This window comes from Helicobacter pylori, assembly GCF_001998165.1.
In the GTDB taxonomy this organism is placed as follows: domain Bacteria; phylum Campylobacterota; class Campylobacteria; order Campylobacterales; family Helicobacteraceae; genus Helicobacter; species Helicobacter pylori_DL.
The window spans coordinates 24,317-37,366 of sequence record NZ_MTWR01000016.1; the positions used below are offsets into that span (position 1 = coordinate 24,317).

A 13,050-nucleotide genomic window follows, 5' to 3' on the forward strand; every position below is an offset into this window, starting at 1 on the left:
GCTTTTAATGCTTATCCCCGCTCAAAATATGAAAATGCAAATGCATCACCTCTTGGCCGGCGTTTTTACCCACATTCGTTAAAAGCTTGTAGCCCTTTTCTTTGATGCCTAATTTTTCCACCACTTCAAAAATAAAACTTGTCATTTGCGCCATAAGCTCTGGGGTGATGCCATTAAAATCCTGAATGCTTTGTTTGGGGATCACTAACGCATGCACTTTAGCTTTAGGGTTAATGTCATAAAAGGATAAAAAACGCTCGTTTTCTAAAATCTTAGAACAAGGGATTTCGCCTTGGATTATTTTTTCAAACACATTCATGCTTTTTTGCTCCCTTTTAAGGTTTTTCTTTTATTAAAGTTGTATTATAGCTTTTTAAAAATAAAATATAAGGATCGTTATTGCACACTTTAATAGAGCGATTAGAAAAGGTTACTAATAGCAAAGAGTTAGAAGAAGCGCGCTTGAGTGCTTTGGGTAAAAAAGGGGTTTTTGCGGATAAATTCAACCAGCTCAAAAATCTAAACGGCGAAGAAAAAAACGCTTTTGCTAAAGAAATCCACCATTATAAACAAGCGTTTGAAAAGGCCTTTGAGATGAAAAAAAAGGCGATTTCAGAGCTTGAATTAGAAGAACGCTTGAAAAAAGAAAAAATTGATGTGAGTTTGTTTAACGCTATTAAAACAAGCTCTTCTCACCCTTTAAATCACACTAAAAATAAAATCATTGAATTTTTTACCCCATTAGGATACAAGCTTGAAATCGGCTCTTTGGTGGAAGATGATTTCCATAACTTCAGCGCTTTAAACTTGCCCCCTTACCATCCTGCAAGAGACATGCAAGACACTTTCTATTTTAAAGATCACAAGCTTTTAAGGACCCACACTTCGCCCGTTCAAATCCACACCATGCAAGAACAAACCCCGCCCATTAAGATGATTTGTTTAGGCGAAACCTTTAGGCGCGATTATGATTTGACCCACACGCCCATGTTCCATCAAATTGAAGGGCTTGTCGTGGATCAAAAAGGGAATATCCGTTTCACGCACTTAAAAGGCGTGATTGAAGACTTTTTGCATTATTTCTTTGGTGGCGTGAAATTAAGGTGGCGCTCTAGCTTTTTCCCTTTCACAGAGCCAAGCGCTGAAGTGGATATTAGTTGCGTGTTTTGCAAGCAAGAAGGTTGTAGGGTTTGCTCGCACACAGGCTGGCTAGAAGTGTTAGGCTGTGGCATGGTCAATAATGCGGTGTTTGAAGCCGTAGGGTATGAGAATGTGAGCGGGTTTGCTTTTGGCATGGGGATTGAAAGATTGGCCATGCTGACTTGCCAGATCAATGATTTGCGCAGTTTTTTTGAAACTGATTTGAGGGTGTTGGAGAGCTTTTAATGAAACTGAGTGTCAATGATTTGAGCGTTTTTGTAGATGCGTCTAAAGATATAACCAAACTCTGTGAGGATTTGAGTTGCTTAGGTTTAGAAGTGGAGAGCTGTATCCCTTGTATCGCTCCTAAAAATGTGGTTGTGGGTAAAGTTTTAGAAAAGGCCCCCCATAAAAACGCTGAAAAACTCAGCGTGTGTCAAGTGGATGTGGGCAAGGAAGTGTTGCAAATCGTGTGTGGGGCTAAAAATGTCGCGCCAAACCAATTTGCGCCAGTCGCCCTCAAAGGAGCGATCATAGGCTCAACCCCAATCGCTAAAACGGAGCTTAGAGGGGTTGAAAGCCATGGGATGATTTGCTCTAGCATTGAATTAGGCTTCCCTAAAATCAATGATGGCATCTTGGAATTAGATGAGAGCGTTGGGGAGTTGGTTTTGGGGAAGGAATTACATGAATACGCCCCTTTCAACACGCATGTTTTAGAAATTTCATTGACCCCCAATCGTGGGGATTGCTTGAGCGTTTTAGGTATTGCTAGAGAGGTTAGCACATTTTATCACACGCCCCTAAAACCTATTAAGGCTTTAAATTTTACGCCAAAAAGCGGTTTGATCACGCTTAGTGCGGACAAAAATATTGAATCGCATCTGGCTTATTATTTGGTTTGCAACCATTCTTTAAAAACCCCTTTAAACATCAAGCTTTCGCTCGCTCATAATAACGCCTTAAGTGAGAACGATCTGAACAATTTCATAGAATTCAGCACGCATTTTAGTGGGGTAATAATGAACGCTTATAGCCTGAATACAACCCCTATGGATTTGAGCGTGAAAAACGATGAAAACAACCTTGAAAGCGTTTATATCAACCATCAAAAACGCTCCACTATCGCTATCAAGCATCAAGATCAAAAAGATTTGAGCGAGCATTTGCTTTTAGAAGCGAGCTATATTGATCCGATAAGCCTGTCTTTAAAATTACACGCCCTAAAAGATAAAGCGCTTCAAAAAGACAACGCCCTTATTCATAGGAGCGCTAGGGGGAGCAACCCTAATTTATCAGACGGCTTGAATTTTTTAAGCGCTCATTTAAAAGCCACGATTTTAGAAAGCAAACAAACCGAGTGTTCTTTAAAAGATTACGCCCTTAAATTCCAACTTGAAGACATCACCGAAATTTTAGGGCTTGTTATAGAAGCAGAAAAAATTCAAGGCATTTTAAAAAATTTAGGCTTTAAAGTCAGCGTAAAAGAGCCAAACTCAAAACCCCAAATTTTAGAGGTTATTGCGCCAAATTTCAGGCATGACATTAAAACGATCCAAGATATTGCTGAAGAAATTTTGCGCTTTGTAGGGATTGATAATCTAGTCTCAAAGTCTCTTAATTGTGTCAGTAGCAAAAATTCAAACCCCCATTATGACACGCACCGCTTTTTTGAAAACCTTAAACACAAGGCTCTCGCTTGCGGTTTTAAAGAAGTAGTCCATTATGTATTTTATTCTAAAGAAAAACAGCAAAAACTGGGCTTTGAAGTTTTAGAAGATCCCCTAGAATTGCAAAACCCTATCACAACGGATCTCAACACCCTAAGAACGAGCCTTGTTTGTGGGCTTTTAGACGCCAGTTTAAGGAATAAAAATTTAGGGTTTAAAAGCATCGCCCTTTATGAAAAGGGGAGCGTGTATAACTCTAAAAGAGAAGAAATCCAAAAACTAGGCTTTTTAGCGAGCGGCTTACAAAAAAAAGAAAGCTACCCTGACGCTAAAGGCAAGGCTTGGGATTTTTACTCTTTCGCTGAATGCGTTTCAAGAATTATAGGGGATTTTAGCTTGGAAAAACTAACCACTCAAACCCCCATTAACCACCCCTACCAGAGCGCTAAAATCATTCAAAACAATGAAATCATAGGCGTGATCGCTAAAATCCACCCTAAAGTGATCCAAGAATTAGATTTGTTTGAAAGCTATTACGCTGAGATAGACGCTTCCAAACTCAAACGCCATGCCATGCTGTTAAAACCCTTTAGCATTTACCCTAGCAGTGTGAGGGATTTGACTCTCATCATTGATGAAAATACCGCTTTTAGCAAGATTAAAAAAGCCTTAAAGGACGCTCAAATCCCTAATTTAAGCGAGATTCTACCCCTTGATGTTTTTAAAGAAAGCGATAACACCATAGCCTTAAGCGTGCGTTGCGTGATCTATTCTTTAGAAAAAACCTTGAATGATGAAGAGGTCAATTCAGTTGTTCAAAAAGCGCTTGAAATTTTAGAAAAAGAATTTAACGCCCGCCTTAAAGGATAACATAAAGGATAATATGTGATAGAGCTTGACATTAACGCTAGCGATAAATCGCTCTCACACAGAGCCGTTATTTTTAGCCTACTCGCTCAAAAGCCTTGTTTCGTGCGGAATTTTTTAATGGGAGAAGATTGTTTAAGCTCTTTGGAAATCGCTCAAAATTTAGGGGCTAAAGTGGAAAATACCGCCAAAAATTCTTTTAAAATCACGCCCCCAACGGCTATAAAAGAGCCTAACAAGATTTTAAATTGCAACAATTCTGGCACCAGTATGCGTTTATACAGCGGGCTTTTAAGCGCTCAAAAAGGGCTTTTTGTTTTAAGCGGGGACAATTCCTTAAACGCACGCCCCATGAAAAGAATCATTGAGCCTTTGAAAGCTTTTGGGGCAAAAATTTTAGGGAGAGAGGATAACCATTTCGCCCCTTTAGTGATCTTAGGGAGTCCCTTAAAAGCTTGCCATTATGAAAGCCCTATCGCTTCAGCTCAAGTCAAAAGCGCTTTTATTTTAAGCGCTTTGCAAGCTCAAGGCGTAAGCGTTTATAAAGAAAGCGAGCTTAGCCGTAACCACACAGAAATCATGCTTAAAAGTTTGGGAGCTAACATTCACAATCAAGACGGCGTTTTAAAAATTTCACCCCTAGAAAAACCCCTGGAAGCCTTTGATTTTACTATAGCTAATGATCCGTCTAGCGCGTTTTTTTTCGCTCTCGCTTGCGCGATTACGCCAAAAAGTCGCCTTCTTTTAAAAAGTGTCTTGCTCAACCCCACTCGCATAGAAGCTTTTGAAGCGTTAAAAAAAATGGGCACTTCCATAGAGTATGCGATTCAATCCAAAGATTTAGAAATCATTGGCGATATTTACATAGAGCATGCCCCTTTAAAAGCGATCAGTATTGATCAAAATATCGCCAGTCTTATTGATGAAATCCCCGCTTTGAGTATCGCTATGCTTTTTGCAAAAGGCAAAAGCATGGTGAGAAACGCTAAAGATTTACGGGCTAAAGAAAGCGATAGGATTAAAGCGGTTGTTTCTAATTTCAAAGCTTTAGGGATTGAGTGCGAAGAGTTTGAAGACGGGTTTTATGTAGAGGGATTAGAAGATATAAGCCCATTAAAACAGCGCTTTTCTAGAATTAAACCCCCTATTATCAAAAGCTTCAATGATCACAGGATTGCGATGAGTTTTGCTGTTTTAACTTTAGCGTTGCCTTTAGAAATTGATAATTTAGAATGCGCAAACATTTCTTTCCCGCAATTCAAACGCTTACTCAATCAATTCAAAAAAGGGAGTCTTAATGGAAATTAAAATGGCTAAGGATTATGGTTTTTGCTTTGGCGTCAAAAGAGCGATACAAATCGCTGAAAAAAATCAAAACAGCTTGATTTTTGGCTCGCTCATTCATAACGCCAAAGAAATCAATCGTTTGGAAAAAAACTTCAATGTGAAAATTGAAGAAGATCCTAAAAAAATCCCTAAAAATAAGAGCGTGATCATAAGAACCCATGGCATTCCTAAGCAGGATTTAGAATACTTGAAAAATAAGGGGGTTAAAATCACTGATGCGACTTGCCCGTATGTGATCAAACCTCAACAGATTGTGGAATCCATGAGCAAAGAAGGGTATCAAATCGTACTTTTTGGGGACATTAACCACCCTGAAGTCAAGGGCGTGATAAGCTATGCCACTAACCAGGCTTTAGTCATCAATTCGTTAGAAGAATTGCAAGAAAAAAAGCTCCAACGAAAAGTGGCTTTAGTCTCTCAAACCACCAAACAAACCCCAAAACTCTTGCAAATCGCTTCTTATTTGGTGGAAAGATGCACTGAAGTGCGTATTTTTAACACGATTTGCAACGCCACTTCTTACAACCAAAAAGCCGCTTTGGATTTGAGTAAGGAAGTGGATATTATGATAGTCGTGGGCGGTAAAACTTCTTCAAACACCAAACAGCTCTTAAGCATCGCCAAACAGCATTGCAAAGACAGCTACTTGGTAGAAGATGAAAACGAATTAGAGTTAGCGTGGTTTAAGGATAAAAAATTGTGCGGGATTACCGCTGGGGCTTCCACGCCAGATTGGATTATAGAAAATGTCAAGCAGAAAATCAGCACGATTTAACACATTTTGAAAATTTTCTTTAAAAAAACCGCTAATTGTTAGTTTTTAAACGATTTTGTAAGCCAAAAAAGGATACAATACCCTTAAGGATTTTATATTTATTTTATAGTAAGGCAGTCAATGAGCAAGATAGCAGATGATCAGAACTTTAATGACGAGGAGGAAAACTTCGCAAAACTCTTTAAAAAAGAATTAGAAAAAGAAGAAACCCTAGAAAAGGGCACTATCAAAGAAGGGCTAATCGTTTCCATCAATGAAAATGATGGTTATGCCATGGTGAGCGTGGGCGGTAAGACAGAAGGTCGTTTGGCTTTGAGTGAGATCACCGATGAAAAGGGGCAGTTGCTGTATCAAAAAAATGACCCCATTGTCGTGCATGTGTCCGAGAAAGGTGAACACCCTAGCGTTTCCTACAAAAAGGCCATTTCCCAACAAAAGATTCAGGCTAAAATTGAAGAATTAGGCGAAAACTATGAAAACGCTATTATTGAAGGCAAGATTATAGGCAAGAATAAAGGGGGTTATATCGTGGAGTCTCAAGGCGTGGAGTATTTCCTCTCCCGCTCGCACTCTTCTTTAAAAAATGACGCAAACCATATCGGCAAACGCATTAAAGCGTGTATCATTCGTGTGGATAAGGAAAACCACTCTATCAATATTTCTCGCAAACGATTCTTTGAAGTCAATGACAAACGACAGCTTGAGGTTTCTAAAGAATTGTTAGAAGCCACAGAACCGGTGTTAGGGGTTGTGCGCCAGATCACCCCTTTTGGTATTTTTGTAGAAGCTAAGGGGATTGAGGGCTTGGTCCATTATTCTGAAATCAGCCATAAAGGGCCAGTAAACCCTGAGAAATACTACAAAGAGGGCGATGAAGTCTATGTCAAAGCTATCGCTTATGATGCAGAAAAAAGACGCCTTTCACTCTCCATAAAAGCGACCATAGAAGACCCATGGGAAGAGATCCAAGACAAGCTAAAACCCGGATACGCCATTAAGGTGGTGGTGAGCAACATTGAACATTACGGGGTGTTTGTGGATATTGGTAATGATATTGAAGGCTTTTTGCATGTTTCTGAAATCTCTTGGGATAAAAATGTCAGCCACCCTAGCCATTACTTGAGCGTGGGGCAAGAGATTGATGTGAAGATCATTGACATTGATCCTAAAAACCGCCGCTTAAGGGTTTCTTTAAAGCAACTCACTAACAGGCCTTTTGATGTTTTTGAATCTAAACACCAAGTAGGAGACATTATAGAGGGCAAAGTGGCGACTTTAACGGATTTTGGGGCGTTTTTGAATCTGGGTGGGGTGGATGGTTTGCTCCACAATCACGACGCTTTTTGGGATAAAGATAAAAAATGCAAAGACCACTATAAAATTGGCGATGTGATCAAAGTGAAAATCCTTAAAATCAACAAAAAAGATAAAAAGATTTCTTTGAGCGCGAAGCACTTGGTGACTTCCCCTACAGAAGAATTCGCTCAAAAGCATAAAACAGATAGCGTGATTCAAGGCAAAGTGGTGAGTATTAAGGATTTTGGCGTTTTCATTAATGCTGATGGCATTGATGTGCTGATCAAAAATGAAGATTTGAACCCCTTGAAAAAAGATGAAATCAAAATAGGGCAAGAAATCACATGCGTAGTGGTTGCGATTGAAAAATCTAACAACAAGGTGCGCGCTTCTGTGCACAGGTTAGAGCGCAAAAAAGAAAAAGAAGAATTGCAAGCTTTTAACACGAGCGATGATAAAATGACTTTAGGGGATATTCTTAAAGAAAAACTCTAAAGAGTGATTTTAAAAGCATGAGAATGGCATGAGATTTAAGGGTGTTGTTGCTTTTATTTCCCTAGCTGTCGCTCTTGGCGTTTTAGCCTATTTGTTTTTAAGCGTTAAAAAAGAAACGCCCGCTACTTCTCATGCGATCTCTCAAACAAATGAAGGTCTCTCTCAAACAGATGCAAAAAACCATGACATCAATCTAGAAGAAAATAGCCCTGATGAAACCTCTCACAATGAAAAAGCCCCCCATAACGAAGAAAATCGCAATAACGCCCTTTCTCAAAACCTTGATGTGCAAGAATCTATCAATTACCCCGTTATAGAGCATCATTTTGAAATCCCTTTTGAAGAAAAAAAAAGGGAGTATTCAAAGCTTATCATTAAGGATTTAAAGGACTATCAATGGTGGTGTTTAAAAGAAATCCTCAAAAAAGAACAAATTGATTACGCTTACGATAGCACCAAAAACCAACCTAACCTCATCATCTATTTAGATGAAAACAAAAAAGAACGCTTTTTAGCTGATTTAGACTATTATAAAATACGCTATCATGCTGTTTTTTAAATTCAAAGGATAAAAATGTATCAAGTAGCCATTTGCGACCCCATCCATGCTAAAGGCATTCAAATTTTAGAAGCTCAAAAAGACATTGTTTTGCATGATTATTCCAAATGCCCCAAAAAGGAGCTTTTAGAGAAACTCATCCCCATGGATGCGCTCATCACTCGTAGCATGACCCCTATCACAAGCGATTTTTTAAAGCCCTTAACCCACTTAAAATCCATTGTGAGAGCGGGCGTGGGAGTGGATAATATTGATTTAGAAAGCTGCTCTCAAAAAGGCATTGTGGTGATGAATATCCCTACCGCTAACACGATTGCCGCTGTGGAATTAACGATGGCGCATTTGATCAATGCAGTGCGTTCGTTCCCTTGCGCGAACGATCAAATCAAACACCAAAGGTTATGGAAAAGAGAAGATTGGTATGGCACGGAATTAAAAAATAAAAAACTAGGAATCATTGGTTTTGGGAATATTGGCTCTAGGGTGGGCATTAGGGCAAAAGCTTTTGAAATGGAAGTCCTAGCCTATGATCCTTATATCCCTTCTTCAAAAGCCACTGATTTAGGGGTCATTTACACGAAAAATTTTGAAGACATTTTGCAATGCGATATGATCACTATCCACACCCCTAAAAATAAAGAAACCATTAACATGATAGGCGCTAAAGAGATTGAACGCATGAAAAAAGGGGTTATTTTAATTAATTGCGCTAGAGGGGGGCTTTATAATGAAGACGCTCTTTATGAAGCTTTAGAAACCAAAAAAGTGCGTTGGCTTGGCATTGATGTCTTTTCTAAAGAGCCTGGCATTCACAACAAGCTTTTAGATTTGCCTAATGTTTATGCGACCCCCCATATTGGTGCAAACACTTTAGAGTCCCAAGAAGAAATTTCCAAACAAGCCGCTCAAGGGGTTATGGAATCTTTAAGGGGTTCAAGCCACCCGCATGCTCTGAATTTACCCATGCAAGCTTTTGATGCAAGCATGAAAGCTTACTTGAATTTAGCGCAAAAATTGGGTTATTTTTCCAGTCAAATCCATAAGGGCGTGTGCCAAAAAATTGAGCTCAGTCTTTGTGGGGAGATCAACCAATTCAAAGACGCCCTTGTCGCTTTCATGTTAGTGGGGGTGTTAAAACCCGTTGTAGGGGATAAAATCAATTACATTAACGCCCCCTTTGTGGCCAAAGAAAGAGGCATTGAGATTAAGGTTAGCCTTAAAGAAAGCGCTTCGCCCTATAAAAACATGCTCTCTTTAACTTTAAATGCGGCTAATGGCGCGATCAGCGTGAGCGGCACGGTGTTTGAAGAAGATATTTTAAAACTCACTGAGATCGATGGGTTTCATATTGATATAGAGCCAAAGGGTAAAATGCTTCTATTTAGGAATACGGATATTCCAGGCGTTATTGGGAGCGTGGGGAATGCGTTCGCTAGGCATGGCATTAATATCGCTGATTTTCGTTTGGGGCGCAACACGCAAAAGGAAGCCTTAGCGCTCATCATTGTAGATGAAGAAGTTTCTTTGGAAGTTTTAGAAGAGCTTAAAAACATTCCTGCATGCTTAAGCGTTCATTATGTGGTTATTTAAGGTAGTTGGATGCGAGATTTTTTAAAGCTTTTAAAAAAACATGATGAATTAGAAATCATTGACACCCCCCTTGAAGTGGATTTAGAAATCGCTCATCTGGCCTATATAGAAGCGAAAAAACCTAATGGGGGCAAAGCCCTTTTATTCACGCAACCCATAAGAAAAGAGCATGACCAGATCAAAACCTTTGGCATGCCTGTTTTAATGAACGCTTTTGGCTCTTTCAAACGCTTAGATCTTTTATTAAAAACCCCTATAGAGGATTTACAACAACGCATGCAAGCCTTCTTGCACTTTAGTGCTCCTAAAAATTTTACTGAGGGTTTGAAAGTCTTAAAAGATTTATGGGATTTAAGACACATTTTCCCTAAAAAAACCACTCGCCCTAAAGATCTCATCATCAAGCAAGACAAAGAAGTTAATTTGTGGGATCTACCCGTTTTAAAAACTTGGGAAAAAGATGGCGGGGCTTTTATCACTATGGGGCAAGTCTATACCCAAAGCCTGGATCATAAAAAAAAGAATTTGGGCATGTATCGTTTGCAAGTTTATGATAAAAACCATTTAGGCTTGCATTGGCAAATCCATAAAGACTCCCAACTCTTTTTCCACGAATACGCTAAGGCTAAAGTCAAAATGCCCGTCAGCATCGCTATTGGCGGGGATTTGCTCTACACATGGTGCGCGACAGCCCCCTTACCTTATGGGATTTATGAACTCATGCTCTATGGGTTTATAAGAGGAAAAAAAGTGCAAGTGATGCCATGCTTGAGCAATCCTTTGAGCGTGCCAAGCGATTGCGATATTGTGATAGAAGGGTTTGTGGATTGCGAAAAATTAGAGCTTGAAGGGCCTTTTGGGGATCACACTGGCTATTACACCCCTATTGAGCCTTACCCTGTTTTAGAAGTCAAAACCATTAGCTATAAAAAAGATTCCATTTACTTAGCCACTGTGGTGGGTAAGCCCCCTTTAGAAGACAAATACATGGGGTATTTGACTGAACGCTTGTTCTTGCCCTTGCTTCAAATGAACGCTCCCAATCTCATAGATTATTACATGCCAGAAAATGGGGTGTTTCATAATTTGATTTTAGCTAAAATACACACGCGCTATAACGCTCATGCCAAGCAAGTCATGCATGCTTTTTGGGGCGTTGGGCAGATGAGCTTTGTCAAACATGCGATTTTTGTCAATGAAGACGCTCCTAATCTAAGAGACACCAACGCTATCATTGAGTATATACTGGAAAATTTTTCTAAAGAAAACGCGCTCATCTCTCAAGGCGTATGCGACGCCTTAGATCATGCAAGCCCTGAATACGCTATGGGGGGGAAACTCGGTATTGATGCGACCTCTAAAAGCAATACCCCCTACCCCACGCTTTTAAACGATAACGCCTTATTAGCGCTTTTACAAGATAAAATGCCAAATATCGTTCTTTTGAAGCAATATTACCCGCACACCCGTAACCCCATTTGCGTCATTAGCGTGGAAAAGAAAGACAAAAGCGTCATTGAATTGGCTAAAAACTTGCTCGGTTTTGAAGAGCATTTACGCATTGTCATCTTTGTAGAGCATACCAGCAACGATTTAAACAACCCTTACATGCTGTTATGGCGCATCGTTAATAATATTGATGCCAAGCGTGATATCCTCACCTCTAAACATTGTTTTTTTATAGACGCTACCAATAAGGGCGTTATGGATAAACATTTTAGAGAATGGCCTACAGAAACCAATTGCTCCATGGAAGTCATAGAAAATTTGAAAAAGAAAGGGCTTTTAAAAGATTTTGAAACTTTAAATCAAAAATTCCATCTCACGCATTCTTTCAGCACGCACAAAGAAGATCTATAAAGAATAGCCATAAAGAAGGATTATGTTAGATTACCGCCAAAAAATTGATACCCTCATCACCAAAATAGAAAAGGCTCGCACCGCCTATTCAAGGCACCACATTGTCAAAATCGTGGCTGTTTCAAAAAACGCTTCCCCAGAAGCTATCCAACATTACTACAACTGCTCTCAAAGGGCTTTTGGAGAAAATAAAGTTCAAGATTTAAAAACTAAAATGCATTCTTTAGAGCATTTGCCCCTTGAATGGCACATGATAGGCTCTTTACAAGAAAATAAAATCAATGCGCTTTTGAGTTTAAAGCCCGCCCTTTTGCATTCTTTAGACTCTTTAAAACTCGCTTTGAAAATAGAAAAGCGTTGCGAAATATTGGGCGTCAATTTAAACGCTCTTTTACAGGTTAATAGCGCGTATGAGGAAAGTAAAAGCGGGGTGGTGCCTGAAGAAGCGCTAGAAACTTATTCTCAAATCAGTGAAACTTGCAAGCGTCTCAAGCTTAAGGGGCTGATGTGTATAGGGGCGCACACCGATGATGAAAAGAAGATTGAAAAATCCTTCACCACCACCAAAAAACTTTTTGACCAAATAAAGAACGCGAGCGTTCTTTCAATGGGCATGAGTGATGATTTTGAATTAGCGATTGCTTGCGGGGCGAATCTTTTAAGGATTGGCTCTTTTTTGTTCAAAGAGTGAGATGTTAGAAACTTATGCACTTAAAAATGGGGCTGTTTTTATCTCTGATGCGCATTTTTTGCCCAAAAGCCCTCATTTAATCCATACGCTTCAAGAACTTTTAAGCGCCAAACCCCCACAAGTCTTTTTCATGGGCGATATTTTCCATGTTCTTGTGGGCTATTTACCCCTAGACAAAGAGCAGCAAAAAATCATTGATCTAATCCATGCGTTAAGCGAAATTTCACAAGTCTTTTATTTTGAAGGCAATCATGATTTTTCCATGCGTTTTGTATTCAATTCTAAAGTGGTGGTTTTTGAGCGCCAACACCAGCCCGTATTATTCCAACATGATAACAAACGCTTTTTACTAGCCCATGGGGATTTATTCATCACTAAAGCGTATGAATTTTACATCACGCAACTCACTTCCACTTGGGCCAGATTTTTTTTAACTTTTTTAAATTTATTAAGCTTTAAAACCTTATACCCCCTTTTTAAAAAACTCATTTACCAAAAACCCGTCCGCCTTTGGGAATTAGAGCCAAAAGAATTGCAATCTTTTATTGAAAAGCGCCTAAAAGCTTATCAAAACTACATTAAAGATCTTAACATTGACAGCATTGACGGCATTATAGAGGGGCATTTTCATCTCAAAAGCGGCGCAAAAATCCATTCAAGCGTGCCTATTTACTGCCCACTGCCTTCCTTTTATTACGAACAAAGCCTTTTTAAGGTATCATCAAGAGTTTTAGAACCATCTCAAGATAAGGACGCCTAA

Annotated in this window: 11 protein-coding genes; 10 read left to right on the forward strand and 1 reads right to left on the reverse strand. The window is 39.3% G+C overall.

Annotated features, from left to right (window positions below; genetic code table 11):
• Positions 1-4: 4 nt before the first annotated feature.
• Positions 5-319 (reverse strand): histidine triad nucleotide-binding protein, encoded by a 315-nt coding sequence (locus BZK24_RS02685; RefSeq protein WP_001100349.1) that lies wholly within the window; start codon positions 317-319, stop codon positions 5-7.
• An 80-nt stretch (positions 320-399) separates the two neighbouring features.
• On the opposite strand from BZK24_RS02685, the gene pheS reads away from it, so the two are divergent.
• The 10 genes from pheS (at position 400) to BZK24_RS02735 (ending at position 13,050) form a co-directional block, all read left to right on the forward strand.
• Entirely contained in the window at positions 400-1,386 is a 987-nt protein-coding gene (pheS, locus tag BZK24_RS02690) for a phenylalanine--tRNA ligase subunit alpha (RefSeq protein WP_077656485.1), read from the forward strand.
• The gene (gene pheT / locus BZK24_RS02695; RefSeq protein ID WP_077656486.1) at positions 1,386-3,680 is read left to right on the forward strand and encodes a phenylalanine--tRNA ligase subunit beta; all 2,295 of its coding nucleotides are present in this window, start codon (positions 1,386-1,388) and stop codon (positions 3,678-3,680) included. The genes pheS and pheT overlap by 1 nt, the downstream gene beginning before the upstream one ends.
• A gap of 15 nt (positions 3,681-3,695) precedes the next feature.
• Positions 3,696-4,985 carry a 3-phosphoshikimate 1-carboxyvinyltransferase gene (aroA, locus tag BZK24_RS02700; protein ID WP_077656487.1) on the forward strand — a complete coding sequence of 430 codons (1,290 nt, stop codon included), beginning with the start codon at positions 3,696-3,698 and terminating at the stop codon, positions 4,983-4,985.
• Positions 4,975-5,799 (forward strand): 4-hydroxy-3-methylbut-2-enyl diphosphate reductase, encoded by an 825-nt coding sequence (locus BZK24_RS02705; RefSeq protein WP_000403562.1) that lies wholly within the window; start codon positions 4,975-4,977, stop codon positions 5,797-5,799. Before aroA ends, BZK24_RS02705 begins: the two co-directional genes overlap by 11 nt.
• Positions 5,800-5,919: 120 nt before the next feature.
• The gene (locus BZK24_RS02710) at positions 5,920-7,590 is read left to right on the forward strand and encodes a 30S ribosomal protein S1 (protein WP_077656488.1); all 1,671 of its coding nucleotides are present in this window, start codon (positions 5,920-5,922) and stop codon (positions 7,588-7,590) included.
• A gap of 28 nt (positions 7,591-7,618) precedes the next feature.
• Positions 7,619-8,149, forward strand: a complete 531-nt coding sequence (locus BZK24_RS02715; protein WP_077656489.1) for a hypothetical protein — start codon at positions 7,619-7,621, stop codon at positions 8,147-8,149.
• Positions 8,150-8,164: 15 nt separating this feature from the next.
• Positions 8,165-9,739, forward strand: a complete 1,575-nt coding sequence (gene serA, locus BZK24_RS02720) for a phosphoglycerate dehydrogenase (protein WP_077656490.1) — start codon at positions 8,165-8,167, stop codon at positions 9,737-9,739.
• Between the two features lie 9 nt (positions 9,740-9,748).
• On the forward strand, positions 9,749-11,599 hold the full coding sequence (locus tag BZK24_RS02725; RefSeq protein WP_001204303.1) for a menaquinone biosynthesis decarboxylase: 1,851 nt from the start codon (positions 9,749-9,751) through the stop codon (positions 11,597-11,599).
• Between the two features lie 22 nt (positions 11,600-11,621).
• A complete protein-coding gene (locus tag BZK24_RS02730; RefSeq protein ID WP_077656491.1) occupies positions 11,622-12,290 on the forward strand; it encodes a YggS family pyridoxal phosphate-dependent enzyme in 669 nt (222 codons plus the stop codon).
• Position 12,291: 1 nt separating this feature from the next.
• The gene (locus BZK24_RS02735; RefSeq protein ID WP_077656492.1) at positions 12,292-13,050 is read left to right on the forward strand and encodes a UDP-2,3-diacylglucosamine diphosphatase; all 759 of its coding nucleotides are present in this window, start codon (positions 12,292-12,294) and stop codon (positions 13,048-13,050) included.

Coding starts and splice junctions, on each gene's coding strand:
- BZK24_RS02685 (WP_001100349.1), bottom strand. CDS start 319: ATGAATGTGTTTGAAAAAATAATCCAAGGCGAAATCCCTTGTTCTAAG.
- pheT (WP_077656486.1), top strand. CDS start 1,386: ATGAAACTGAGTGTCAATGATTTGAGCGTTTTTGTAGATGCGTCTAAA.
- BZK24_RS02705 (WP_000403562.1), top strand. CDS start 4,975: ATGGAAATTAAAATGGCTAAGGATTATGGTTTTTGCTTTGGCGTCAAA.
- BZK24_RS02710 (WP_077656488.1), top strand. CDS start 5,920: ATGAGCAAGATAGCAGATGATCAGAACTTTAATGACGAGGAGGAAAAC.
- BZK24_RS02715 (WP_077656489.1), top strand. CDS start 7,619: ATGAGATTTAAGGGTGTTGTTGCTTTTATTTCCCTAGCTGTCGCTCTT.
- serA (WP_077656490.1), top strand. CDS start 8,165: ATGTATCAAGTAGCCATTTGCGACCCCATCCATGCTAAAGGCATTCAA.
- BZK24_RS02725 (WP_001204303.1), top strand. CDS start 9,749: ATGCGAGATTTTTTAAAGCTTTTAAAAAAACATGATGAATTAGAAATC.
- BZK24_RS02730 (WP_077656491.1), top strand. CDS start 11,622: ATGTTAGATTACCGCCAAAAAATTGATACCCTCATCACCAAAATAGAA.
- BZK24_RS02735 (WP_077656492.1), top strand. CDS start 12,292: ATGTTAGAAACTTATGCACTTAAAAATGGGGCTGTTTTTATCTCTGAT.